Annotated in this window: 24 protein-coding genes; 18 read left to right on the forward strand and 6 right to left on the reverse strand. The window is 44.0% G+C overall.

Annotated features, from left to right (window positions below; genetic code table 11):
• Window positions 1-54: 54 nt before the first annotated feature.
• From HWQ47_RS12060 to HWQ47_RS12085, 6 genes are all read right to left on the reverse strand, one after another.
• The gene (locus tag HWQ47_RS12060) at window positions 55-648 is read right to left on the reverse strand and encodes a hypothetical protein (protein WP_269971357.1); all 594 of its coding nucleotides are present in this window, start codon (window positions 646-648) and stop codon (window positions 55-57) included.
• A 106-nt stretch (window positions 649-754) separates the two neighbouring features.
• Window positions 755-1,333 carry a hypothetical protein gene (locus HWQ47_RS12065; protein WP_269971358.1) on the reverse strand — a complete coding sequence of 193 codons (579 nt, stop codon included), beginning with the start codon at window positions 1,331-1,333 and terminating at the stop codon, window positions 755-757.
• A 136-nt stretch (window positions 1,334-1,469) separates the two neighbouring features.
• Complete coding sequence (locus HWQ47_RS12070; protein ID WP_269971359.1) at window positions 1,470-2,048, reverse strand: hypothetical protein; 579 nt, start codon at window positions 2,046-2,048, stop codon at window positions 1,470-1,472.
• A gap of 98 nt (window positions 2,049-2,146) precedes the next feature.
• On the reverse strand, window positions 2,147-3,052 hold the full coding sequence (locus tag HWQ47_RS12075) for an AbiTii domain-containing protein (RefSeq protein WP_269971360.1): 906 nt from the start codon (window positions 3,050-3,052) through the stop codon (window positions 2,147-2,149).
• Window positions 3,053-3,241: 189 nt separating this feature from the next.
• A complete protein-coding gene (locus HWQ47_RS12080; protein WP_269971361.1) occupies window positions 3,242-3,613 on the reverse strand; it encodes a hypothetical protein in 372 nt (123 codons plus the stop codon).
• A gap of 108 nt (window positions 3,614-3,721) precedes the next feature.
• Complete coding sequence (locus tag HWQ47_RS12085) at window positions 3,722-4,531, reverse strand: endonuclease NucS domain-containing protein (RefSeq protein ID WP_269971362.1); 810 nt, start codon at window positions 4,529-4,531, stop codon at window positions 3,722-3,724.
• 455 nt (window positions 4,532-4,986) lie between these two features.
• On the opposite strand from HWQ47_RS12085, the gene HWQ47_RS12090 reads away from it, so the two are divergent.
• The 18 genes from HWQ47_RS12090 (at window position 4,987) to HWQ47_RS12175 (ending at window position 26,167) form a co-directional block, all read left to right on the forward strand.
• Window positions 4,987-6,027, forward strand: a complete 1,041-nt coding sequence (locus HWQ47_RS12090) for a hypothetical protein (protein WP_269971363.1) — start codon at window positions 4,987-4,989, stop codon at window positions 6,025-6,027.
• Window positions 6,028-6,434: 407 nt separating this feature from the next.
• Window positions 6,435-6,872: a M15 family peptidase gene (locus HWQ47_RS12095; RefSeq protein WP_269971364.1), complete on the forward strand. Its 438-nt coding sequence runs from the start codon at window positions 6,435-6,437 to the stop codon at window positions 6,870-6,872.
• A 101-nt stretch (window positions 6,873-6,973) separates the two neighbouring features.
• On the forward strand, window positions 6,974-7,162 hold the full coding sequence (locus HWQ47_RS12100; RefSeq protein WP_269971365.1) for a hypothetical protein: 189 nt from the start codon (window positions 6,974-6,976) through the stop codon (window positions 7,160-7,162).
• Window positions 7,163-7,190: 28 nt separating this feature from the next.
• The gene (locus HWQ47_RS12105) at window positions 7,191-7,757 is read left to right on the forward strand and encodes a hypothetical protein (protein ID WP_269971366.1); all 567 of its coding nucleotides are present in this window, start codon (window positions 7,191-7,193) and stop codon (window positions 7,755-7,757) included.
• Window positions 7,757-8,092, forward strand: a complete 336-nt coding sequence (locus HWQ47_RS12110) for a phage holin family protein (protein WP_269971367.1) — start codon at window positions 7,757-7,759, stop codon at window positions 8,090-8,092. The genes HWQ47_RS12105 and HWQ47_RS12110 overlap by 1 nt, the downstream gene beginning before the upstream one ends.
• Window positions 8,092-8,826, forward strand: coding sequence for a hypothetical protein (locus tag HWQ47_RS12115; RefSeq protein WP_269971368.1), 735 nt, complete (start codon window positions 8,092-8,094; stop codon window positions 8,824-8,826). The genes HWQ47_RS12110 and HWQ47_RS12115 overlap by 1 nt, the downstream gene beginning before the upstream one ends.
• Window positions 8,826-10,568 (forward strand): terminase, encoded by a 1,743-nt coding sequence (locus HWQ47_RS12120; RefSeq protein ID WP_269971369.1) that lies wholly within the window; start codon window positions 8,826-8,828, stop codon window positions 10,566-10,568. The genes HWQ47_RS12115 and HWQ47_RS12120 overlap by 1 nt, the downstream gene beginning before the upstream one ends.
• A 2-nt stretch (window positions 10,569-10,570) precedes the next feature.
• On the forward strand, window positions 10,571-12,664 hold the full coding sequence (locus HWQ47_RS12125; protein ID WP_269971370.1) for a portal protein: 2,094 nt from the start codon (window positions 10,571-10,573) through the stop codon (window positions 12,662-12,664).
• 194 nt (window positions 12,665-12,858) lie between these two features.
• The gene (locus HWQ47_RS12130) at window positions 12,859-13,875 is read left to right on the forward strand and encodes a hypothetical protein (protein ID WP_269971371.1); all 1,017 of its coding nucleotides are present in this window, start codon (window positions 12,859-12,861) and stop codon (window positions 13,873-13,875) included.
• Window positions 13,876-13,884: 9 nt separating this feature from the next.
• Window positions 13,885-15,096, forward strand: coding sequence for a N4-gp56 family major capsid protein (locus HWQ47_RS12135; RefSeq protein ID WP_269971372.1), 1,212 nt, complete (start codon window positions 13,885-13,887; stop codon window positions 15,094-15,096).
• Window positions 15,097-15,164: 68 nt separating this feature from the next.
• Window positions 15,165-15,542, forward strand: coding sequence for a hypothetical protein (locus tag HWQ47_RS12140; RefSeq protein WP_269971373.1), 378 nt, complete (start codon window positions 15,165-15,167; stop codon window positions 15,540-15,542).
• Window positions 15,543-15,620: 78 nt separating this feature from the next.
• Window positions 15,621-16,073 carry a hypothetical protein gene (locus tag HWQ47_RS12145; RefSeq protein WP_269971374.1) on the forward strand — a complete coding sequence of 151 codons (453 nt, stop codon included), beginning with the start codon at window positions 15,621-15,623 and terminating at the stop codon, window positions 16,071-16,073.
• Between the two features lie 9 nt (window positions 16,074-16,082).
• Window positions 16,083-16,652, forward strand: coding sequence for a hypothetical protein (locus HWQ47_RS12150; RefSeq protein ID WP_269971375.1), 570 nt, complete (start codon window positions 16,083-16,085; stop codon window positions 16,650-16,652).
• The gene (locus HWQ47_RS12155) at window positions 16,652-17,305 is read left to right on the forward strand and encodes a phage adaptor protein (RefSeq protein WP_269971376.1); all 654 of its coding nucleotides are present in this window, start codon (window positions 16,652-16,654) and stop codon (window positions 17,303-17,305) included. Before HWQ47_RS12150 ends, HWQ47_RS12155 begins: the two co-directional genes overlap by 1 nt.
• 3 nt (window positions 17,306-17,308) lie before the next feature.
• Window positions 17,309-21,112, forward strand: coding sequence for a tail fiber domain-containing protein (locus tag HWQ47_RS12160; protein ID WP_269971377.1), 3,804 nt, complete (start codon window positions 17,309-17,311; stop codon window positions 21,110-21,112).
• Entirely contained in the window at window positions 21,109-22,071 is a 963-nt protein-coding gene (locus HWQ47_RS12165; RefSeq protein WP_269971378.1) for a Hint domain-containing protein, read from the forward strand. Before HWQ47_RS12160 ends, HWQ47_RS12165 begins: the two co-directional genes overlap by 4 nt.
• Window positions 22,072-22,088: 17 nt before the next feature.
• Window positions 22,089-23,696, forward strand: a complete 1,608-nt coding sequence (locus tag HWQ47_RS12170) for a hypothetical protein (protein ID WP_269971379.1) — start codon at window positions 22,089-22,091, stop codon at window positions 23,694-23,696.
• Window positions 23,693-26,167, forward strand: coding sequence for a phage tail tip fiber protein (locus tag HWQ47_RS12175; protein ID WP_269971380.1), 2,475 nt, complete (start codon window positions 23,693-23,695; stop codon window positions 26,165-26,167). Before HWQ47_RS12170 ends, HWQ47_RS12175 begins: the two co-directional genes overlap by 4 nt.
• Window positions 26,168-26,172 lie beyond the last annotated feature (5 nt).

Raw genomic sequence — 26,172 nt, forward strand, 5'->3', positions numbered from 1 at the left:
AAACTGCGCACCGTGTGGAGCTGTATGCGGGGTCAAAGACCTAGGATTATCCGATTAGCTACTTTTACATTTCATATTTGTATTTAACGAAACCGCGTTATTACGTGTGAACTCTTGTCCATTACTAAAAATCGCATTAAACGCCAAATATGCAAATGAATTTTCTTGTATAATTATATCGGATAAATTGACAGATATAACAGTATAAAAATTGTAACTTTCACCTGGTTTTATAAGATCCGAGATGTGATTATATGATGGTTTAAACTCTCTCATGGACTTCACTTGTAAATGCCACTCTTGAGGAATTCCCTCCTCACCGGATTTTGAAAAATATAGCAATGAGTTTAACTCATGTTCCCCACCAGAAGATGTGAAAAACACTGTATTAAGATCTTTTGATGGTGTTAATTGTTTTAAAGATACGGATTTTTTACCCGAATTATGAAAGTTATGTGGAAACGCGAGTAACATTTGGCACTGATTGCTCTCATCATCATGAATAAGCGCAGTTTGAACCAGGCCTCCACCCTCTACAATAAAACCATCATTTGCTTTTGATGATTCAAACAGAGCAAAACCACTAATGACTAGAGCTAGGAATGAAAACACTTCTGCTATGCCAACTTCATTTTTAAATTTAATCATATTGACCTTTAACTCGTACTCGTTAATGTCTTAGTATTTGTGCTGCATGGAGGGGCGGTGCTAGATGTCTCCGGCTACTCGATTATGTATCAAACAGCACAGTAGTTTATTGTGCGACAGCATTTTCAGCAATAAATCCAATCTTTTTCATTAGGTTGACCCAAAGTGGATCCGACAGTTCTTTGTTTTTTAATGTCACTAAGTAATGTTCAAGTTCAGACTCTAAAGCTTTCATAAACTTAGTGGCATTAATAATTTTTGTTTCACTACATACAATATTGCCACTACGCCTGATCCGCCAACCACCAGTAGTCTCCGCTTGGTGTAAAATACCGTTTCGAATATGCGGATAGAACTCATCGCCTAGCATTGCAAAGTCCGTTAAATACTTCGATGAGGAAAAGAACTCACTAAAGAGTTCTGTTCCTGATTTGGTCGATTTGTCGGCCCTTTTGGCGTCTGTTGATTTATTTAAGCCTTGCTGCATAGATAACAACGCTTCGATCATAAGGCATGAAACAGCCATCATACTAAAGCCATGTTTAGCTTCATTGCTCTTAAAAGGCTCGAAAAAACGCTCCTGAAAACGTTGCCTTACTAGCTCGACAATACTGTTTTTATCGCCATTTTTTTGAAATTTAGCTATGTCGCTTGAAAATACTGCTGATGATAATTCTACTGTCATAAATACTCTGTTATTTTATACATTTATTGCTACTTAAGGTGGTACACAACTTCGTGTTAAGGGGGAAATCGCCTCACAATGCAAATTTCCTAGCGAATTTACATATATGGATTCAAGTATGAGATTTGCGACGTATTTAATCCCTTGATAGGTCACCGCTCACAATCTTCAACTGTTTATTTTCAGTAAGAAGGCCATTTACCATAGAAGCACTCAGGATAGCTTCAGTGATTTTTGCTCTTTGAATTGAGTTCGACAATTGATTCTGAATTTTAGCGATTATAAGACCTGATGCATCATTACCGCTATCAACATAACTTTGAAGTAAAGTTAATGTTTGTCTTAGAGCACAGATAGAGGCGTAAAAACGCACGATTTGTTCCGAATATACTGGACCCAATTGGCCTATTTGACCAATATACGCATCATATATTTTGGGTTCAAAAAATACCGACTGAGCTATTGATTTGCCAATTAATTCAGGCTTCTCGGTGTGCTTTACAAAAACGGCTAAATTTGATTCCAACTGACGTAAGTAAACACGAATTTCAGCACGATACGCAGAAATCATTCCTAATTTTTCAAGTCGCTGACTATTTCTTGCTGTTACTGTTGCAATACGAGAAACAACAAGCTGCACAAAAAGAGCACTTAAAAGCCCTAATACAGCGCTAATAACGGCCAATGTCACTTTACTATCTAATAGTTCCAACATATACATCACAAACAAATACTTAGTGCGACCATTATCAGCTAATTCAAACTGTAAAAGTAGTGCTTTCTATGCGCTGTTTGCAGTGTATAAATTGCTTGTTATGAAATCGTGCTGATGATTGCGCCCAATTGAGCCAACAAACCAGTTGCAACCAAACTTCCAGTACTTCCTTCTATAATGTTGCGAACACTTTTTAAGCACTCTGCAAGTATAACTTTCTTAGGTTTAGGGGAAGCTAACTGATTATCAATAGTCGCTATTTCAGCTTCAATTTCGGCTTGATCGTCCTGTTTTAAATTTAACTGACCTACAGACGATTTTAAAAACTCAACAAATTGGGCTATGTCATCGTTGCTAATTGTAAATTCGAGCGACTGCTGCGAGTTGTCTGATACCTGTTGCAGCTGAGAGTTTTGCATACTGCCAATATTATTAGTAATTTTATAAGTAACGCTTTCAGCTGCTTGCTTCTCATTATTTGAAAAGGTCATGCCTTCACCCTTAATACCTTTTTGTTCGAGTTCCAAAGCCCAATTAAGAACTTCATTTCTCAATGAATCTAAGATTTTATGGATTTGGTTAATACCAATTTGAAGCACTGGTTCCATTGGTAAATCCATTCCCCGCATAAGATCTTCGCGAATTTGTGAATGAAAGTTCATATCCAAAGTTCCTGATTCATTTGACTTTACAAGGCTCTCTAGTTCCGAAATAGAGTGACTTATACGCCTAGACGACAGGTAGTCAGCGAGTTCAGGATCATTAACATGGAAAGGTATTAAACCTCTCATGGGATTCTGTACTTTTAGTGATCCATAAATCTGTCGGTATTCGGGAAGCTCATTTTCAGCAACAGTGTAACCATTGAGTTCTTGCCGAAGCCATTTCTCGATATCATCGACACCTAACTTTCTAGAAACCACGAGAGCTTTTCTAAGCAGGTTGGAGATATCGAAATTATTGTCTAAAGCATCTCGTTGCAGTTCAAGTACTAAGCCTGACATTCAAAATATTCCTCTTGTTTCATAATCTGTATAATGCGCATGTTCGGCTTCCAAATAACTCGTTAATCAAAAGCTAAAATATAGCTGGCGAAAATTAGCGACTAATGAGCAAAGGCAAATTTTCTTAGTTTAATTATTGGGATGAAGGTGACAGATTCACTCGTCATGTCCATATTTGTTATGAACTGATTACCTACTTGCCGCCTTACAAACACCGCAAACTCGATAACCATTAAAAGCGCTTGTGGTAAGAATTTTTGAATCTTTTGAGTCAAAACACGCTGTACAATATAGTCGAGTATTATCACCATCAAAATAGTAGCAACCACATTTAATTTCTGGTTTTTCAACTGGGTTTTTATGATTCTTTAGTACGAGATTCTCTTCTCTGAGCGTTGCAATTTGCTCTTTTAAATCGGCAGCAGCTAATTTAGCGTCAGCGATTTCCATGCTTAAGTCTGCTAATAAGTTCTTAAACTCCGCTTCCTTAACGTTCTCTGAAATATCCTTCAATCGCTTTAAAAGAGTTAAAGAGTTGTTAATCGGTGAGATTATATCCATCACTTTCCTTTCCTGTATAACTAATTGTTAATTAAAGTGAAACCGGTGATTTCGTTTTTTATAGTAATGTCGAAACTGAAACGTTTTGAGCCACTATTGAACAATTCCTTACATTTCTTTTAACTCGATACTCATCTCGTAAGTCATTAACTTTACATTATTATTCGTTTCTGTGGCTTGAGAAAGACTTTCATCGATTTCCCCCGCAATAATCAAACCTTGTATCACCTTGTCGGGGAACTCTCTTTTAATTAAGCCCATATACATTGATAACTGTCCGAAAACCTTAAAATCTGCTTTCCCAGATTTTAACTCGATAACTAGTAATGAATTATCGGTTTTATGTTCCAATAGTACGTCGATTCGGCGGGTCTCAATTTTGAATTCAACACCAATAGTTAAACCACCATATATTTGATACTCGGGAAACAGATAAAGAATTTGCTTGCAAAGTGTCTTTTGCAAGTCTTTCTCATAAGCAAAGTTTAGAGATTCGAAATTACTTTGGATATTCTGTGTTTGTATTGAACGATTAGCAAAAACCTGCTGTTCAAGGGATTCGCTAACTGCCTTCCAGCATAAGGCTCGTTCATCAGATGTAGAATCCGATTCCTTAACAAAATCTTCGATAGATTGCATTAGGATTGAGTCTTGAATTTTATGAAGCATCTTCTGGTACATGGAAAGTGCTTTTCTAACAGGTAATGATTGCTCAGTTACAAATGGAGCAAATTTACCGCGAGTAGAATATAGCTTTGATATTTTCTCAAAAGATGACGTATTTGTATCATATATGTCAACGGGCATGCTAACTTGCTGTGAGTAATGTTTTGATATGACATTGATTGATTCCACGTACTCACCAGACTTAGAGCCGACCTGATTTTGTTCAAGGAAACTTTCAAATTGTTCTCTCATGTAAATCCCTAATTGTTAAGCATAACGGCATGTTATCTAGAACTCCGATAAACACTCCATGACCCACTAAATAATTCATATAAAAGTATTGTAATTTTAGTTGGTTACCAATGATTTTATTGTGAAGTTAGTATCGTTGTTGCAAGATAAACCGAGAACCTTAGTGTCTTGCCAAACTCTCATGAATGGTCAGATAAATTAGTGTGACTTTATTTTGATTTACTGTGACTCACATCACAAGGAATTGGCCTGTAATCTATAAAAACATGTGGAGTGGGTAGGGTATGTGTGTAATTGAATGTTGATGTTAAAACATTTTATGGCAAAAGCGTTTAGAGCGGAGATAGAAAGGTTCTTTTTCAAAGATGTGGGAATGTTGTTTTATGATTTAGTAATTAAGTGTATGAAATTCTTAGTAATAATTATATCCATGGTTAGATATATAGGAATAAAATATGTTGTTAGAGCAAATGCCTGAATATTTACTACCGACTTTAGCAGCATGGCCTCAACCATGGTATGAAGTCGGTTTATGGCAAATGTATGAGCTAAAACTTTGCAAAGACGGCTCTTTAAAGTGGTATCTTGGAACAAAGTATATGAAGGCTGAGGTCTATAACTCATATAAATTAGCGGTTGAAGCAGCTATAGATAAAAATATCGAACTCTCAGAAAAACCTACAAACCTTGATTTATCTATCAGTGAAAAAGATTCTTTACTTCTAAAAATTGAAAAAGAAGTAACCAGACAAAGCCGGCTGTTTGGTGAAGAACAGCTTATGCTTTCAGAAGGTATCCGTAGGCATTTGGAAACCCCTCGTCCCTTAGCCAAGGACATTGTCTTACCAGATAATTGTGAAAGTTTTTTAGATTCATTAATGAATATATTGAATGAAACTCCATATATAAATTTTGTGCGACTTAAAAATGATGGAACAAGCTTACGAAGAGGAAAAGGGAATGACTGGTCAACTACAGCAAAACATACTAAACAAACAGCCAAGTATTTCTATAGAGAAAAAATTGCTGCTGCATTCGGCTTGAATGGAGCTGGAAACTGGGGGATAACTAAATCTAAGATTCGAGAAATGCTACTCCCAAGAGCAAATCAATTACTCCAATTGGCTAGCGTGAAACGAATGCTTGCCGAAGCTGAACAACAAGGCAAAAAGGTTGTCGTAGCATCGGGTTATGTATTTTGGTTTGAAGAAAGTGACAATGTTGGCTGGATAGTAAAAGAAGTTAGTTATTCTGACGCTGAAAAGTCTGGAAACATACTTTGGAAAAAAGGAACTATTCTGTCGAAAAACCACGGACGTATCGTTGTATTACCTTATGTAAAAGATAATGGGGAATTCGTTCAAGGTCATACAAAGAATGCGCCACATGATGGACAAGCCAAACCAAGACATTCTAAAGAATACGTAGAACTCCCATACGAGATTCTAAATAATGACCTGATGATTGGATTGTTTGGTGAACTAAAATATGAGTAACTAAAAATATTTACGGTATAGCTATAACGAGAAAAGCGCTAACGCTTAAGCTCTCTTTTAACGGGCTCTTCTTCCGTTGCACCACAATCGGCACACATCCAGCTATATAGCGTCTCAGTTACGCGTGAACTATTACAAACGGGGCATGTTTCGGGGGGGTTTCTTGATTCATCTTCCATGTGATAAATATTCCTTTATTGATTCGATTAAACCATTACAAACAACGTAGTTTGCATACGCCCCAAAAATAATGCATTATTTTCTACATTGAAGCAATCCGCCCCGTTTACACGAGGCGGATTTTTTTTGCTTTAAATTTACCCCACCTTCAAAGCTTACCAACGTCAAGATAGCGTCTCCCATTTGCCCCGACTTAACCGTTGGGGCTTTTTTTTGGAGTATTCATTATGCCAAAATTTGGTAAAACATCGGCTGCGCGCCTGCAGTCATGCCATCCAGATCTACAAGCGATATTCACAGTCGTCATCCAGTCGCTCGACTGCTCGATATTCTGCGGTCATAGAAATAAGGCAGATCAACAAAAAGCATTTAACGCCAACTTATCCCAAGTTCAATTCCCTCACAGTAAACACAATTCAGTGCCGAGTATGGCGACGGATGCTGGACCCTATTTTACTGAGCTCAGAAATACGGACTGGGAAGACATCAAGGCGTTCGCCACGTTTGCGGGGTATGTGAAGCGGGTAGCGCATGAGCTGTTAGCGCAAGGCGTTATTACCCATGGTATTCGATGGGGAGGTGATTGGGACGGCGATGGTCGAACTTCAGACCAAACATTTTACGACTTGCCCCATTTTGAACTGATAAAGGTGAGCAATATTTAGAAATAACAAACCCGCATATAGCGGGTTAGGTATTTCCTTCGCGGTGTTACCAGCACCCAAGGAAAGTAATCACAACAAACATTTAACACTGGATGATCACCATGAATGAAAATCATAGCAAAACAAATGTAGATTTAACAGCCAAAGGAGACATCAAAGTGGATATTTCACCAACTCAGAACGGAGCTGATATTTTCTTAAAAATTATTGGACTCGGGTTATCAGCCCTGTGTGTATTCAGCGGAGTCGCGTGGGTGATATCAGCGCTAGCGCCAAACGGAATATTCTAAGCCCTTATTGATTAGAGGTAATGACGGTATGAACCTTTTAAGTATTCTCGGCAAAGTGGGAACATCAATATTAGCCGATGTTATTCCCGGCGGTAACGCCATCCTATCAGCAGTCAATGCGTTTTTACCCAGTGACAGCAAGTTGTCAGACAAGGCGACTGGCCCGCAAATACAAACAGCTATCAATGGCTTGCTGCCAGAGCAGCAGAATCAATTACTTATGAAGCAGTTCGATGTGGAAATTACTGAAATAAAAGAGCACACCAATGTGATTAACGCGCTTGGTGATGTGGATAAAACAGGACACTCAACACGGCCAGCTATTGCGATGATGATGGCGCAAATTGTGGCGTTCTCTGTGGTGGTGCTTGTCTCGTTCTTAGCTGTGGCCATGTTTAACGATGATATAAATACCATTAAAGCCATTGGTGATAATTGGCCATTGGTGATTGCCATACTCGGTACGCCTACGGCGTTATTACGCTCATATTTCGGAATGCGCACTAAAGAGAAGCAACAAAAATATCAAGCGGTGTCTAATACTGCACCGACAACCGGTATTGCTAGTTTACTGAATATGTGGAAGTCAAAGTAATGCCCGATAATAACGTGCCAATTATCAAGCAGGTTATCGATTTGGGGTTTGGCTACATTTGGTTTATTTTTTTAGCCGTCTGGGGCGGTACCGTGAATTACCTCATCCGTCTAAAAAGAGATAAGTCCACCGCGTTTAGCATTGTTGAATTGCTCGGCGAATGGGTGATTTCGGGGTTTTCTGGTCTGTTAACTGCATTTATCTGTGCAGAGATGGGCCTTTCATTCATGTATACCGCCGCATTGGCCGGAATAGCTGGTCATATGGGCGGTCGTGGCATTTATCTATTAGAGCGTGTGGTAAGAAAGCGTATTGGATTACCTGGTGGAGAGTAGTGTCGAGCAAATGGGTTTCACTACAAGCGGAGTTCTTAATCGCCCATGCGCAAACAAAGATAAAAGCTAAGGATTGGTGCGACAGTAAGAACCTCAACTACGAGACCGCAAGACGCTACATTAAACCCCAGAAGCCAAAACCTAAGGACAAAGCTAAAGCTGAGTCAGTCCCCGCTGTTAAAGCTGCAAATGCAAAGAAATTAGGGCTTACCTCAAAAGAAGGTGCCCGGTTCGGTAACCAAAATGCAGTTAAACACGGCGGTTACTCTAAATATTTTAAAGACCAGGCGCTTGGCGAACTCGTTGAAGCAACCACGCTTGATGATGAACTCGCTCTGTGTCGTTCACGTATTCATCTCGTCATTCAAACCATTGAGGCAATACAAGCGCAATTGGATAAACATCCAAGTGTCGAGGTCTCGGCCAGTCTGTTTGATTTATTGTTTAAAGCTGAATTAGCTCTGGATAAAAACATTGCCCGGGTTGAGTCCATCACTAAAACCCTGTCAACGATTGAGTTGGATAACCTCAATCAGGGCAAAATCATGGCGGATACCAATCGTAGTATTGAGTTAGCTAAAGCTGCCGTCGTCAACACTCGGCGAAACGAGGTGCAAACACAGTTAATCGAACTGCAGGTTATGCAAGCCCGTAAAGAGGCTGGCGGGACCAGTAAGCTCGATGAGTTTATCGATGAATTGACCGGTGGTGACGTTGATAAGGTTGTGGGGTAATGCAACAACCTACGACTGCTAAATACTCTCGAGATACGTGGCTCACGCCCGATGAGAGAATGGCGCTACGCAGTGATGAGGCTGAGCTGTTAAAGCGATGTGCTCCCTATCTAAACTGTTGGTGGTGGCGGGTTAACAACCTCTACATTATCGCTGACGAATACGGCAACGAAGTGTTATTTAGGTGCAGGCCAGCGCAAACCATGCTGTTTGTGTTGATGTGGTACCTCAACATCATTTTAAAAGCCAGACAGTTGGGGTTCAGCACGGCGATTCAGATATTTATTCTCGATCATGCGCTGTTCAACGCTAACCGCCAATGTGGAGTCATCGCCCAAGGAAAGGACGAAGCAGGGGCCATATTCGCTTCTAAAATACTTTACCCGTATGAACGCCTCCCCAGTTGGCTTAAGACTGGCAAAAGGGCAACCAAAAGCAAAACCAGTACCGCGATATATTTTGGTAATGACAGTTATGTTCGTATCGCTGTCTCGTTTCGTTCTGGCACCTTACAAGTGCTGCATATCTCTGAATACGGCAAAATTTGTGCGTTGTTCCCTTTACGAGCTGATGAGGTGCAGTCCGGATCACTCAATGCAGTGCATACCGGTTCGCTGTTGTTTGTTGAGTCGACTGCTGAGGGCGCCAGTGGCAATTTCTTCGACATGTCTGTTGAGGCAATAGCACTTTTTGAAGCGGGGATCCCGCTTAGTCAATTGGATTTTAAGTTCCATTTCTTCCCCTGGTTTGATGATCCAAAGTATGTACTGCTTGTTCCTAAGCGTGGTTTGACGCTTACTAAGGCACAGGATAAGTATTTCACGTCTGTAGAAGCCGCAATGAAGGTCACGCTCAGCGATGAGCAAAAGAACTGGTATCTCAATAAGGAACGCTCACAAAAAAGCAAGATGAAACAAGAGTTCCCATCCACGGCGATGGAAGCCTTTCTTACTTCTGGCCGTAAGGTGTTCGATGCCGATGATTTGATGCGAGCAGAAGGGCGCTGTACCAAACCGTTAATTGTCTATGACGTTGAGCCCGTCACCGGTAAACGCAAGAAAGTCACCGCCAACGTCGATTTATCATCTAAAGCCTCAGACAAACTGACGCTAGCAACGGCTGGTTATCTACTCGTTTGGGAATTGCCCGACGATGATGAGGATTACGCCATCGGCGCTGATGTCGCGGAAGGGCTAGAACATGGTGACAGAAGCGCATTCGACATCGTGGCTAAATCAGACGGACGCCAAGTCGCGCACTGGTTTGGGTATCTGGATACCAAAAGGTTTGCCAAACTCATGGCTCACATTGGGGAGTGGTACAACTGGGCCTATATGGGACCTGAACGTAACAACCATGGTCATGCGGTCCTCCAAGAGTTAGTTGATATCTATCCGGTGAGTCGCATTTATCACGAAGAACACATTGATCGAGAAGATATCGACGAAGAAACACGTAAGGTCGGTTGGCATACCAGTGCTCAATCCAAGCCCATTTTAGTGTCTGGTTTAGAAGATTTGCTGGCCAATGATGCTGACGGTATTCGATGGCGCGGCACCGTGGCTGAGCTCAATGTGTTTGTGTTCGATAAAAAAGGTCGAATGGGCGCGCAAAGTGGCGGCTTTGATGACCAAGTCATGAGTTACATGATCGCCCAAGAAATGCGAGCCCGAATGCCTAAGCGCAGAGTCATCGACGATTCAAACACCCCTCATAACCCAAATCACTGGATGGCACGATAACCATGGTTGATCACGTTAAAGCAAGCAAAGCAGGGTTCACTTTGGCACAGCTAACCCAGATCATGGGTGCGATTGATGCTCAGCCTCAGTGGCGTGGACCTGCTTCGATTGCGTGCGCGTATTATGACGGTGATCAACTCAGCTCCCAAATACGTCAGGTACTACAAGAGCGTGGCCAGCCGGAAATCGTGCATAACATGATAGGGCCCACGATTGACGGTGTATTGGGGATGGAAGCTAAAACCCGAGCCGATCTACTTGTGAGTGCTGATGATGAAGAGGGAGAAGAATTAGCACAAGCACTGAACGAGAAGTTTAAAGATGCCTGGCGTCTTGCTAATGCCGATAGAGCTTGCTCTGATGCTTATGCTGGTCAGCTTAAAGCCGGGATAGGATGGGTGGAAGTGAGCCGTAATCCAATCCCTTTTGAAGCCGCATATCGCGTGAAGTTCGTGCATCGACGAAATATCTGGTGGGATTGGCACGCGCAAGAAATCGATCGTAGTGATAGTCGTTGGAAGATATATAAGAAATGGGTCGATTTTGACGAAGCGTTAGCGACATTCCCCGATCACAAAGAGGTCCTTCAGCAGTCCATCAATCTATGGGAAGGCTTTGGCAATTTCGACGACTTCGAGGATGATAGCCCTGATTTACATGCTGCTTGGCATGATTATGATAGTTGGGATAGAAAGCAGTCTGAATGGATGGATCAAGATCGCCAGCGTATTTTACTGCAAGTTGTTATGTACAAAGTTTGGCAGCGTTCACACGTCATTAAACTCAGCGATGGTCGAGTGATTGAGTATGATCCTAAAAACCAGTTTCATGTCGCGGCGCTACAAAGCGGCAAAGTAAAGCTGAGTTATGCCGCATTTCCAAAAGTTCGTGAAGCGTGGTTTGTCGGACCACATCGCATTGTCGATAGATCGTGCAGTGCCCCTGATGGCAAAGACTCATTAATTCCCTTTATCGGTTATCAGAAAGACAGTAGCGGCGAGCCCTATGGATTAGTGAGTCGCATGATCCCCGCGCAAGATGGGATCAATGCCCGTATCATCCGGTTAAATTTCTTATTACAAGCCAGACGAATTATTGCTGATGAAGATGCCACCAACTTAAGTGAACGTAAATTAAAAGAGGAAGTGGAGAAGCCAGATGGCTATATACCGCTGAATCCAGAACGAAAGAATAAACATTCGATTACTGATTCATTTAGTGTTCAGAACGATATTGGTATTGCGGCGCAGCAGTTTAGTTTGATGCAGAACGACATTAAGCTCATTCAAGACTGTGCAGGCATATATAACTCAATGTTGGGTCAGGACAGTAATGCCACATCCGGAGTGGCGATTGCTAATCTAGTGGAACAAGGTACGACAACACTTGCTGAAATCAACGACAACTTTCATTACAGCCGAAACAAGGTCGCTGGGTTACTGCTTGATTACATCATCGAAGATATGTTGGATCGAGATAATGTCTCGGTCACCATTAATCGCGAGGATAAAGCGAGACGCAAGACAATCGTCGTCAATGGTGTCGATGAAAATAACCAACGCAACAATGATGTGGCACGTTTTCGGGGACATATCGCCTTAATGCCAGTACAGGCCACACCGACCTATCGTCAACAGCAAGCCAACCAATTAACGCAAGCCATGAGTAAGCTTCCACCAGAGGCGCAGGCCTTAGTGGTCCCCATGCTTATCGAACTGATGGACTTACCCAATAAACAGGACTTTCTCAGCACCATTCGCCAGGCATTGAACATTCCAAAGGCGCCGGAAGATATGTCACCTGAAGAACAGGAAGCGGCAGCTCAGGAGCAGCAAAAAGCGCAACAGATGGAGGCCATGCAAATGGCAGAAATACAGGGCCGATTAGAGAAGGTACAACTAGAGCGTGGCTTGCTTGAGGCTCGTATTGGCGAGCTGGCAAAGAAAACGGAAACCGAAGCGGTTAAGGATGACAAGATTGTGGCTGAGACTGAGCAAATCATCCAAGAGATTGATCGCAGTAATGCCGAAGTTGCAGCTATGCGTTCAACGCTAACCCAGAATATTCAGTCCCAACTCGATGCCATCGAGGTGTAATGTTAACGCGTGATTTCAGCGCTCTCGTTCAGTAATACCTGACTTCTAATAACCCATAACTTGGTAGATAAAAAGCCGCCTCAATCGAGGCGGCTTTTTTGTGCCTGGTTTTTAAGACACAACTCGCACTGGCAGCGATACGCCTTAACTGAACACTTCGGAGCCATCCGATAAATGGTCGATGAGGAAATACAGTGGAAAACTTTGATGAAATCTTAGCTTCTGGTGATGAAGCAGCAATTGATGCAGCCTTAGAACAAATGGACGTTGACGGTGATGTACTTTTCCAAGCGGAAGGTGAGGAAGAGGGCACAACCGCACAAACAGAAGCACAAGAACCAACACCAGATCAAGTGACAGCTAACGAAAGCGAAACTGACGTAGAAAATCCCGACTCGTCATCGGCGCTACCTGACGTTGTTCTTGCAGAGGCAGACCCTGAACAGGGTGAACCGCAGATCGAATCTAAAAACGGTAAGCACTATCTACCTTATGGCGTGTTATCAGCCGCGAGGGAGGAAGCTGCAACCGTTAAAACCGCACTTGAGACCAGTACTGCTGAGAATGAAGCGCTTAAACAGCAAGTCGCTAGCTTCGAAAGTAAGACAAATCTCTACAGTGAACAACTGAAAAGTGCGGGTATCGATCCTAAATTATTGCCCGAACAGATGCTCAATGATCCTGCTGTGATGGACAAACTCAAAGAAGATTATCCTGATTTAGGCGAAGTTGTATTCGCACTTGCCGCTCAATTACGGCAGGTATCAACAAGCCAACCTACAACCCAACCAGCAATCGAACCCGATCCACTAGAGATCGCTTTTTCAGAAACTGCACATTTGCAGTCCTGGCACACAAGTGATCCCGACCGCTGGCAGATGGCCCAACAAATCGATAATCGACTCGCTGAAGACCCATCGTTTGAACATACACCCCTTACGGAGCGTTTCGCTGAAGTTGAAAAGCGCGTAATGAGCGCCTTTGGTGATCCTTTGCCTGTCGCAGAACCTGCAATCCAGAGCGAGGCACCGGTAACGCCTTTAGCGGCTCCAATCCCGAATTCCCCGACAGATATCGGCCATCAAGGCAACGATCTAAATCCGAATGCTCAACTGCTCGACCAAGATGCGGCCACGATGACCGCTAATATGGCCGGTATGAGTGATGCGGCAATCGAGGCCTTGTTAGCGGATACGTCGGATTTTTTGTAGGAATACATTATGACGACAATTACTAAAGCGCAGGCTGCCAAAGCGTTTGGTGCTGCACTATTTACTCACACGCGACGCCAAAATTCGTTTGTGAATATGCTTACCGGCGCGGCCCCCCAGTCAGCAGGGAAAGACAAGAATCGCGGCAAAAATCAGACGGAGAAGGGGGCACCGATTGTGATGATTAACGATCTGGCCTCCGTGGCTGGTGATACGGTGGAAATGGACCTGTTTCATAACCTTAATGGTTTGCCGACCATGGGAGATCGCAAAATTGCAGGTCGCGGTGAAAGTCTGTCGAAGACGAGTTTTGAACTCAACATTGACCAAGGTCGTAAGATGGTCGATAGCGGCGGCAAAATGAGCCAAAAGCGGACGAAACATAACTTGCTCAGCACATCTAAAACGCTATTGGGTAGTTACTTTAACGATCTGCAAGATGAAACGGTGATGTATCACTTAGCGGGGGCGCGTGGCTCATTTGTCGGTGATGGCATTATCACACCACTTGACGATCACAGTGAGTTCAGTGAAATGATGGTTAACCCCATTTTAACACCCACCTATGATCGTCACCTTTTCGGCGGGGATGCTACAAGCCTAGAAAGCCTGGATGCGGCAGATATTATGTCGCTCGACAAACTCGATGACATGGCGCTTATCTTGGAAGAGCAGGCTAACCCTATCAAACATATTAGCTTTGAAGCAGATCAGATGGCTAACGAGTCGCCGTTCTATCTGTTGTTTGTTAGTCCGCGTCAATGGAGAGATTTATGGGCATCGGCTACAGAAAAGAAACTGCTCGAATTGCAATCTCGTGCCATTAAGCGTGGTCAAGGCTTCAATCACCCCGTCTTTAAAGGTGATGTGATTATGTGGCGTAACATTCTGGTTCGCCAGTACCGTAAGCCTGTGCGTTTCTATGCCGGAGATACGGTGAGTGTTTCTAATAACGATAAGTTAGCAACAACTCAGCAGGTGACAGCCAGTGTCGATATTGATCGCGCGATCCTACTTGGTGGTCAGTCTCTGGCGAATGCGTATGGTGGCTCAAGCTCAGGCTCTCATTTCTCAATGACAACGGAGAAAACAGATCACGGTAATGGTCGTGAAACTGTGATCGTTTGGATGAATGGGTGTAAAAAGGTGCGTTTTGCCGAGAAATCGGGTCGCGTCAATGACTATGGCACCATGATCCTCGATACCGCTGTGACCTTATAGAAAAGGTTGTCGTTAACTTGGCGGCATTTAGTCGCCATGTCTAATTTTGAAATAATTGGAGAAATCCCATGAAAGAAACATTCTACATCGGGGCCCATGGCAACCTTTCCGTGTATGTCGCGAAGGTCATGCTGTCGGGGATGGCGAGTGCTGGCGTAAAAATGCTCGCTGAAGGTTTACCTATTGGAACGGAAATCGTCGGTATTCGCCACATCACAGACAATTTAGGTGCCGGTACGGGGATCAAGGTTGAATTGATTGATGCTAGAGCAAGCACCACTGAATTGTTAAGCGTGACGACGACTGCTGCTGATTCAGGGGTTAAGGTGTTAACCCCTGTCTATATTAGTGATGATGGACCGAGTGACTTAGTGCTTACCAATACCGGAAGTGAGGCAACTGGTGAAGTCGTTATTCAACTCGAGTACCGATTCAAAGGTTACTAACTCAGATCGGTTTATCGATTCACACGACTAGCCCGGCGCTGTTTATACCGCGACCGGGCTTTTTGTTAGGAGGCAATAATGTCCAAGTTAGAGATTGTATATATCGGCAATAAGCGCATTAAAAAAGACACGGTAACGTGCTCACGTTTAGTGTTTGCCCGTCATGAACCTGTTGCTGTTGAAAATGATGTTGGCCAAAGGTTACTCGAGTATCCGACCGTTTGGGTGTTAAAAGATAACCTTGAAGAGGTACTGAAAAAACAAGAGCAACAGGACCAGTTATTGGCCGAGGCTCAAGCCATAGAATCTGCAAATCAAGCTAAACAGCTGGAAGACGAAAGTTACCTGGTGACAATCAACGATGAAGAAATTGATATCGCAAAGTACAGCTCACGGCAGCTAGATACCTTAATTGAAGCAGAGGATTTGGTCATAACGATCCCTAAGAAACCTGTTCAGGCTTACCGTGATGCTGTACGTGATAGCTTACGAAATCGAGCTGAATCACTAGATGCAACTAGTGGTGAGTAGGAGTAACCCATGCAATTAATGGATTTGTTACCTCTATTGCGAGAAAAGTGCGCAGGTATGTTAGATCAACAAGCCAAGGACCAACTCAAAAAATCGTATCGCAACTTTTGTATTGAATCGGGCTTCATACAGCGCAGTGAAACCGTCAGCCGACAGACTGATGGCAGTGTGACATTAACCCCAGATGATGGGTATTACATATTGGCAATTAACAGTGTGGACCGTAGCGATGGCAAGGAGCTTAGGCCAAGTGTCGATTATACGGTTACTGCCAGTCATCACGTCAATCTTGCATCTGGGTTTGATCTGGTGATCGTCACTTATTCCATTGCGCCCAACTTGCCGATGGCCGATACACTCCCACTCGACACTGAATTGTTGCAACGATGGCCGGATGAAATAGCTGCAGGCGCAGCCGCGTTACTCAGGATTATGCCTAAACAGACTTGGACGGATGTGAGTCTGAGTGATCACTACCGCCGCGATTTCGTTAAAGGACATCGTGAAGCTTTTAGAGCTCGCGTGTCTGCTAATGATGAACGCCAATTCCAACCAGTATCAAAGAGAGTATTTTTCTAATGTCTCTAGTCACTTCAAATGAAATTCTGTTGCGGATAAACACGCTACTTAATGATACGGCCTACGTGCGTTGGCCTAAGTTAGAGTTGCTTGACTACCTTAACGATGCTCAACGAGCGATAGTATTGCGTCGACCTGATGCATATTGTGCCGATATTGATGATTTCAAGTGTGTGGAGGGGACGAAACAGAGTTTACCTGCAGATGCTTTACGCTTGATTGATATTCCCCGCAATAGAACAGGCCGCTCAATTAAAGGGCCCTATGACCGCATTATACTCGATGATAGCTATCCAGAATGGTACGCCGGCAATAGTGCCAATGTCGCTGAGCTTTATATTTACGATGAGCGCAACCCGAAGACATTCTATCTTTATCCTGGCGTGGTGATAAACACCGAGTTGACCATCGTTTACTCCAAGGCCCCACCTTCGATCACTTTAGCTGAAAGTGATGGTGGTGCGATTATGGAACTCGATGATATTTTTGTTAACGCCACAATAGAATGGGTGTTATATCGCGCATATATGAAAGATGCTGAATACGCCGCAAACCCCAATAAATCTCAAATGTACCTCAATGCATTTAAAACCCAACTTGGTGAAAAGAGTCAGGCTGATGGTGCAATGGCAGGCGAAGTCGTTAAGGAGTAGGGGATGACTGCAGGTGCATGGTACAGAGTGGGTGTCGTCGATGTTACCCACGGGTCAAGTGATATTGTGGGTGCTGGTACGTCTTGGATCAATGATGTCACCGCAATTGCCATCGGTGATATGTTTACCACGGATACAAAGACCTTTTATGAAGTCATTGCTAATGATAGTGACCTAAACATCACGCTTGATCGTCCTTTCGAAGGTGACACAAGTAACGGTATCAATTACGCAATCATTCGTAACTCGTCAGGCACCATTAATACCCGACTAGCAGGGCAGATCTCTCGCCAATTTAATCAAAAGCAACAATTACTCGATGAGTGGCAGACTTGGTGTAACTCTGATAACCCTACAGAGCCCATCCATGACAGCCATGGCGTTGAGCATCAAGTGTTAACGTTGCCCAGTTTTGAAGCTCGTGCACTAACAGCAATAGCCGATGCGGAAGGGGCAAGTACAACGCTGAATGACTTACAAGATGAGATAGATACAGCAAGTCATGCTGCTGAACAGGCGCTATCAATTGCCAATGATGCTGATGGTTTAATTCAAGACGCCAGAACAAAGGCTGTAAATTATGCCACTCACCCCATTAATGAGGTGATCCCCGGAACGGTATCGGATTATTCTGCACTTCATCACAAAGCCATAGCTGAATCAGCCTCACTGCAGGCAACAGATGCAAAAGCAGCAGCGTTAGCCAGTCAAAATGTGTCAGCTGTATCTGAAGCTAATGCGTTAAGCAGTAAAAATGATGCGGCTATTTCAGCAAGTAGTGCGTTAGAGAGTAAGGATGAAGTGGCAACTTCAGCAAGTAATGCCGCAGAATATGCGCTGGAGGCCAGCAATTCGAAGACTGCAGCCGAATCAAGTAACCAAGAGGCTATTGAAGCTAGGATAAAGGCTGAACAGTGGGCTCAACATACAGATAACAGCGATATTCCAGATGAGGAAGTAGGAAGCCGATCGGCTAAACACTATGCTGGGGTTGCTACTAATAAAGCTGAAATTGTCGTAACGGCTGAATCGAATGTCACAAGTTATGCGCAGCAGGTTGTTACAGATAAAGATCAGGTCTCAGCGGATAAATTGTCTTCGGGAAATAACGCCGATGCTGCTGAAAGTTATGCGGCGCAAGCATTGCTGCTTCGAAATGAAGCTGAGACATTTAAAGAGTTATCCGAAACGGCAGCTTTAACATTAACCGGTGCATTGTCTTTCGGTGGTGGTTTCGATGCTAGTGCAGGATCTGCACCTATCCCGCCGTCTGAAACATCCATTTTCTACAAGATAATTGGAGCGGGCACGATCGCCAATGTCGATTATGAAATTGGCGACTCTATCGTCTATGACAATATTGGTCATATTTGGTTTAAATTAGATAACACAGAGCAAGTGACTAGCGTCAATGGGAAAAAAGGCGCGGTAGTCTTGCAGTCCAGTGATGTCGGGAGTTATAGCCAGACACAAATCAACAATAAGCTGGTATTAAAGCAGGATAAATCAAGCCCAGGAATAACGTTGAGCGCTCAAGGTAGCAGCGCATATCCTCTTCTTGCGCATCTGAATAATCCATGTTCGAGCAGTAGCTGGTTTCGAGTCGGATTGAGCACTGGAGAGGGGGGGGTGATACCCTATGCAAATGGCTTCGCTTATATCGGTACTTCAACATGGAAGTTTAAAGCGGTAACTGCAAACAGCATCTATGGCGACAAAGTCTATGATACGGGGCAGCGAGTCTATTGCCCTTCAAACAAACCGAGCCCCGGCGATATAGGCGCTGCAGTAGCTGCCCATGGACATACAGGATTAGCTGGTGGCAGTTGGGGAGGGATTAAGTCGCAAACCTCTTATGGTTATATCGATTTTGGTCCAGCAAATACTAGCCATGCCCATATTTATACCGACAGACCCAACTTTTACTTTAATAAGGAGCTGTTGGTCAATGGTCATCGAGTTTATCACCCAGGCTACAAACCAAGTCCTAGTGATATCGGTGCGGCTCAAGCCCACTCACACCCCTATTTAGGCATTTCAGATAAAGCGGCGGATGCAGCACTATTAGCTGGGATCCACATTGATACCTTGCGCCAAGGCCGTAACGCCAATCAAATATCGTTCAGTGTCGGTGGAGATGCCAATACATATTACCCAGTCCTTGTTGGAGGTAGTGCTCACTTTGGGGCCAATAAATACTCCATCACTCGAGGGTATTATGCGACGGCTCCTGATAGTTGGTATACCCCGACTCATAAGGGGGGATTGACGTTAACGTGGATCTGGTCGGGGGATAGAGGTTGGGGAGGGAATGATAAAGTCTTTCGTATCGAGCAGTTTGATGAAACTTACTCAACTATGGTCGCAGGGATGACCCTCACAACCTCGGGGCTACTTGTATGGTTAAGAGGTGGTGGTGCCACTTACTATTACCAAACAGAATCTGGCACAAAAGCGACAGTATCAGTGCATCTTGGCACTTTTACCGCTTCGAATGGCGCGACGTATGCGGTTCGAACAAATACTAGTTCCGTTACTAATGAAATATTGAATAAGTGGCCCGTGCGTGATTATGGCTCACTTTACGATAATGGCGCCCGAGCTTATAGTCCGAATAACAAACCAACATTGAGCGTACTTGGGGTGTTGGATGATGCTCATGCATGGACGGGCACGAATAGTCATTCAAATGATATCACCTTCACCAATTATGGTCGGGGAGTCATAGGTACATACTCCTCGACCAAATTTCAAAATGTGTTCTCTATGGGGGCAGCCTATAAGATGGCTGCCAACGGTACGTCACTTTCAGCCGGCGCGGCGAATTTCTACGGCATCGGTTGGACGCACTCCAACAACTCAGATATCAATGGCAGCAAAATTGCTGGACATCATGCTATTTTCTGCAGCGCTGGCGTGACCAAATCTGCCATTGGTGACAGCATTTGGACTGGGGGCGCGTTGACCGCCAACGGTATGGCCAATCTACATGGGGGATTATCGCAAGATGGTAAGGTGATTCTAAATGGTTCCGATACCTGGCTGCGCACCCATGGTGCCAACGGTTGGTATAGTGCAACCTATGGCGGTGGTCTTTACATGACCGATACCACCTATGTTCGTACATTTGGGGGCAAAAGGTTTTACTGTGATAATGCGGCTATCGATGCTTTGAACACTGCTGGTGGTGTGATGTCCAATGGCTATCACAGAAAAGCGCACCACACGGGTCATTTAGTTGGTTCCTATAACAACATAGGTTCAAACAGTACCAAATCAAATCCCATCTACACTATCGGCAGCAGTTATAACCCCAGTGATTCAGCTTTAGGCGGTATGTACGGCATAGGATTTACTTATTCTGGTGCCAGTTTTATTGGTCTTGGTAGTCCATCGGGGTGGGGCATGTATGTCGCTGCCGATGGGGATGCGCGTATCTTTTTGAATAGTACGAATGGTGGGATCTATTGTTCTGGAGACATCAAGGGCTATCAGACCTCTGATATTCGCACTAAACGCAAGTTATCTCCAATTACTGATGCGCTAGAAAACATAGCAAAGTTGCGCTGTGTTCATTATGAAAAAAAATCCCATGGTATGGACGATTGGCAAGCCGAAACGGGCTTGATAGCACAGGATGTGAAAAAAGCTCTGCCAAAAATTGTGCAGGAAAACGAGTGGGGAGAGCTTACCATTAAACAAGGCGGCCATGAGTTAATTGCACTGGCACTGGCGGGTATCAAAGAGCTCACTTCGCAGAATCAGCAACTCCTCGCCCGCATTACTGACTTGGAGCGAAAAGTATGACTTTACCTGCAAGCGGTAGTATTAGTCTGACGCAGATCAATACTGAATCAGGTCGCAGTGATACTGCCGCAGCCAGCCTAGGCGGATCGCGAAACTTAGTGGGTGTGCCAAGCACCGGCCCGATAGCGATCAGTGATTTTTATGGTGCCTATAAAAACAATGCCCCGACGACCAGTGGTGCGACGTTTAACTATTCTGCTGGTAGTACTAAAACATGGACGATCCAGCTATCAAATTATGCCAGTGATCAAGATGGCAACGCCATGACATATCATTATCAAGCAGTATCGGGTATTGGTTTCAGTGTTACTGCCTTTAACTCATCTTCCGGACAAATAAGTTGTCGATTGATAGCGCAAAGCGAGTATGAACCAGGAGAAACACATTGGTTTGGAAGTGGACAGTTTTCATTTTATACCGTGGACGTCCATGGCTCAACATCGCCCGTTTCAATCATGAAGTTCTACATTAATTATTCTGAATTTAACAATTGCTTCCCGTCGGGGACGTTGATCACCATGGCGGATGGCAGACTTGTACCTATAGAAACCATCAAGCTTGGCGATAGGCTCGCAGCTCCTTACATCGAAGGCATGCTCGATGAATCACTTGAGCATTGGGAGGCGTTTACTTCAAAGCACGTTTTCACTGAAATGCGTCAGGCGGACGTGGTTCGAATCGAACCGAGCGCAGGGTTTATTTTAGACTTCAATGATGGTTTATTGGCTGCTACCCGTGAGCATCCTTGGTGGGTACAGCGTGATGACGTTTGGCGTTGGTTAAAAGTTCGAGAGATTCAAGTCGGCGATAAACTGTATCGTCCATTGGATAAAGCGGTTATTGAGATCGTTAGTATTGCGTCTGTTGAGAATGTGTCTATGAACTACTCACTTGATGTTGAAGACATTGATACCTATTTGGCTAACGGTTTTATTGTTCACAACAAAGACATTCCTTAACCGCATTCAGAGGTTTTATGTCATCTATTTATATCAATTCCTTTTCAGGTGAAATGCCAAGGATCGATGCTCGGCATTTACCTAACGAAAGTGCTCAAATTGCCAAAGGATGTCATTTCTATCAAGGCAATTTATCTCCCCTTAAACTTCCGAAATTAACCGGTGATCATGTCAGTTCCAATACCAAAACTCTTTTTAAGTATTTAAACCAACATTGGTTTAGCTGGGATCAACATGTCGATGCGATCAACAGTCCTGTAGCAAATGACCCATGGCAACGTGTTTACTTCAGTGGTGATGGCTACCCTAAAGTGACCAATAATGGCGTGTTCAGTGGTGCGAATATGCCAGCAGTTGCTTATCGATTGGGCGTGCAGGCACCAGAAATCCCGATAATTGGTGTTGTTACCGAAGATGCCACTGATGAGGTTGACCTGAACGATGATGAAAGTCGTTATTACACACATACCTTTGTTACTGAGCAGGGAGAAGAAGGTTCCCCAGGAGAAGCCTCGAGCAAAATTGAAATCTCATTTCCTGACGAGGTTGGTACGTTAGTGACCCTTGCGTTATCACCACCAAACGTCAACGCTTCAAATATTACCCACAGACGTATCTACCGCACTGCAACTGGCGGCGGTATTGCTGATTACCTCTTGGTTGCCGAAGTGCCGATTAGTGATGCGGTCTTTGTTGATGACATCACCGGAGATCGGCTTGGTGCACCGTTGGAAACTTATGATTATGAGATGCCAGATCAGAACATGGTAGGGTTGACTGCAATGGCCAATGGTATTTTTGCTGGCTTTATGGGAAATACCGTTTGTTTCAGTAAGGCGTATTTACCTTATGCATGGCCGAGTGATTACCAGATGACAACTGAGCACGATATTGTTGCCATTGTGGCGATGGGGAATTCCTTAGCGGTATTGACTGAGGGCTATCCTTGGATATTCTCAGGTGTGACGCCAGAGTCCATGACGGACCAAAAGTTAGAATCGAATCAAGCTTGTGTGAGTGCGCGTTCTGCCGTGATAGTAAATGGAACATTGATATATGCTAGTCCTGACGGATTAGTTGCACTGACAGGCAGTGGTGCTGTGCCATTGACTTCAAAGGTTATAACGAAGGAGCAATGGCAAGCATACCAGCCAGAAACCATCGAAGCCTATTTTCAGGAGGGACGTTATCTAGCCTTTTATGGCTCGCTTTTGGATAAAGCGCTAATTTTTGATCCTGCGAGTGGCGATTTTCGACATTTCGATGTGACTGTCAGTTGTGGTTTTAATAGCTTGATCGATGATGTCTTGTATATTTGCCAAGGTGGGGTTATTAGCCGTTGGGAAGATGATGATGGCTGCATGGAATATACTTGGCGGTCAAAAGAATACCGAGCCTCAGATATAAGCTATTCCTGTGCCAGAGTCACAGGAAATGCCCTTGAACAGTCAGGTATTAAGATTTTTGCAGATAACAACGAACTATTGCACTTTTTACCGGGGGACATACCCAATCACGCATTTAGGTTACCTAGTGTACGGGGTAACCGGTGGGAATTTGAGTTGTACGGTTCCGGTGAAGTTCATTCGGTCTCTATTGCTGTATCCATGCAGGAGATCAGATGACGAAGCCTAAGAAGAGTGTGTTTGCGGGGATCCCCAGAACCCAAAAGCGTGACATAGCCAGAGATGCGTTAACTGAAAATGTTGAAGTCCTCACAGGCCAGAGAGGTGAAAATAGAGCGTTATTGATGAGCGACCTTATCAATTTCGATGACATGAAGCGTCGCGCATTAATCAATTCAGTCAACGGTCGTAATACCGGTGGTTTACCTATCGTCAATCCTGGGGCCATTGAACGTCCCCATGCGCCTGTCAATCTTAATGGTACCGGCGGATTTACTTTTATCGCCCTCACTTGGGATCATCCTACTTACCGAGGTCATGCCTACGCAGAAATTTATCGTAGTGATGCTGATTCATTTGCCGATTCCGTTAAGATTGCAAGTGAGGTTACGGACATTTTCAGCGATAGCGTTGATATGGGCGCTAAGTACTATTACTGGGTTAGGTTCGTTAACCAGGTCAATATGAAAGGTCCTACACAGGGCGCTGCTGGTCTATATGTCGAAACGCAAGAATCGGCCGAGATGATCTTAGACCAAATTGGCGGTTTGATTGAGAGAAGTCATCTTGGGTCATTTCTAAGTGAAGACATATCAAACTCCTTCGATGGCCTTGAGCAGTTGGCAGAAAACTTATTGGAAGAAGCGGTCAGTAATGATGAAAATGCAGACATTAGCCGGCGTAACCACGTTGTTGTTTTTGAGAAGCAGAAGACCGTGATCACTGAGCAGAGCGCCATTGCTCAGCAGCAGCTATTAATGAGTACAGAAATTGATGATTTATCTGCAAATTTAACAACGAACTACCTCACAAGAGTAGATACCAATAGCGCCATTTCGCAGGCAACGATTACTCTAAAGTCCAATATTGAAGATGAAGATGGCAGTTCACTAGGGGCTAGATTAGCCAATGATTATCGGACGAAAACAGAGACGGATAGTGCAATTTCACAGGCAACGATTGCCCTCAAGGCCACTATAGAAGATGAGGACGGTAGCTCATTAGGCGCTAGGTTGGTGAATGACTATCGCACTCAAGCAAATACCGATGTCGCCATCTCGCAGGCTATCACTGTCTTAAAGGGGCACATAGAAGATGAAAGTGGGAGTTCAATTGGTGCATTGCTGGTCAATTCATACCTTACTCAAGCCGAAACGGCAGGGGCTATTTCGCAAGCGACGAGTCTCCTTAAAGCCACTATAGAAGATGAAGATGGCAGTTCGCTAGGCGCGATATTAGCCAATGATTACCGTACTCAAGTAGATACTGATGAAACTATTTCACAGGCAACTACTACCCTCAGGGCCACTATAGAAGATGGAAGTGGAAGCTCGGTGGGCGCAGCACTGCAAACCCTCAGTGAAACGGTGGTCTCCAATAATAATGGGGTGTGGGCCTTATGGGGTGTTAAAACTACGGTCGCTGGATTAACGTCCTCAATAGGTTTGGTCAATGACGGTGTGGATCCAATATTTGCGGTTAAAGGGGCAAAGTTTGCTATTATCACTTCTCAGGACCCCAATAATTTCACGCCAGTATTTGCAGTGGTAAATGGTAAAACCGTGATGAAAACGGCGTTGATTGATGAGGCACATATTCAGAGCCTAGTGACGGATGATCTGCTGTCAAACCGAGTGTTTGTTGGCTCGCAATTAACATCCCCTTCGATTAACTACAATCCCACTACTGGTGCCAGAAGTAATAATTTCTCTATCGATCCAAATGGCAATATGCGTGCTAAAAGCGCGGTATTAGAGTCCGTGACGATAAAAGACAATTTGGGCAATGTTGTTATGTCATCGACGGGCGCAATAGCCTCGTCGCAAGTGACAGGTTTGGGGGCATTAGCGACGCTAAATAACTTAGGCTATAGCGCATTGACAGGAAAACCGACACTGGGAAGCCTGGCAGCAAAAAACAGTATTACGCTAGCTTCTGTGACTGATTCAGGCGTATTTGCTGGGCTGGATAAAATTCTATCAACCAATGTCACCACCTATATCGCCTCTGGTGCCATCGGTACCGCTCAGATAGATCAGGCCTGGATAGCCGAGCTCTTTGGAAACAACGCGACTTTTTCCGGCACTGTATTCGCTAACAGAATTGAAGGTGATTTGGTTGATGGTGATACGGTTGTTGTCAGTGCAACAGATGTTCAACCAGATTTTCAAACGATAGAAACCATCAATGTGAGGCCTAATCCTCATTATCCGCAATGGTTGTCAGTCGGCGAACTCTATACTAGCCCTACATATTCAGAAGGTATTGCCGCTGTATTTACTCGATTAAAACTCAATTCTCAAGTTGGGAAGGCGATTGTTATTCCTGCAGGTTCAAGCTTTGTTTCAGTTGCTGTTCAGGCAAAGTCTATCACGCTAAAAGCGCAAGCTGATTCGACGTTAAGTGCTGACATTCCCAGTCAACCTTTAGTGCTGCAGATGTACCGTAAAGGTTCAGGCTTTATTACGTAGTCACA

The sequence above is a fragment of the Shewanella sp. MTB7 genome (assembly GCF_027571385.1).
Lineage (GTDB): Bacteria > Pseudomonadota > Gammaproteobacteria > Enterobacterales > Shewanellaceae > Shewanella.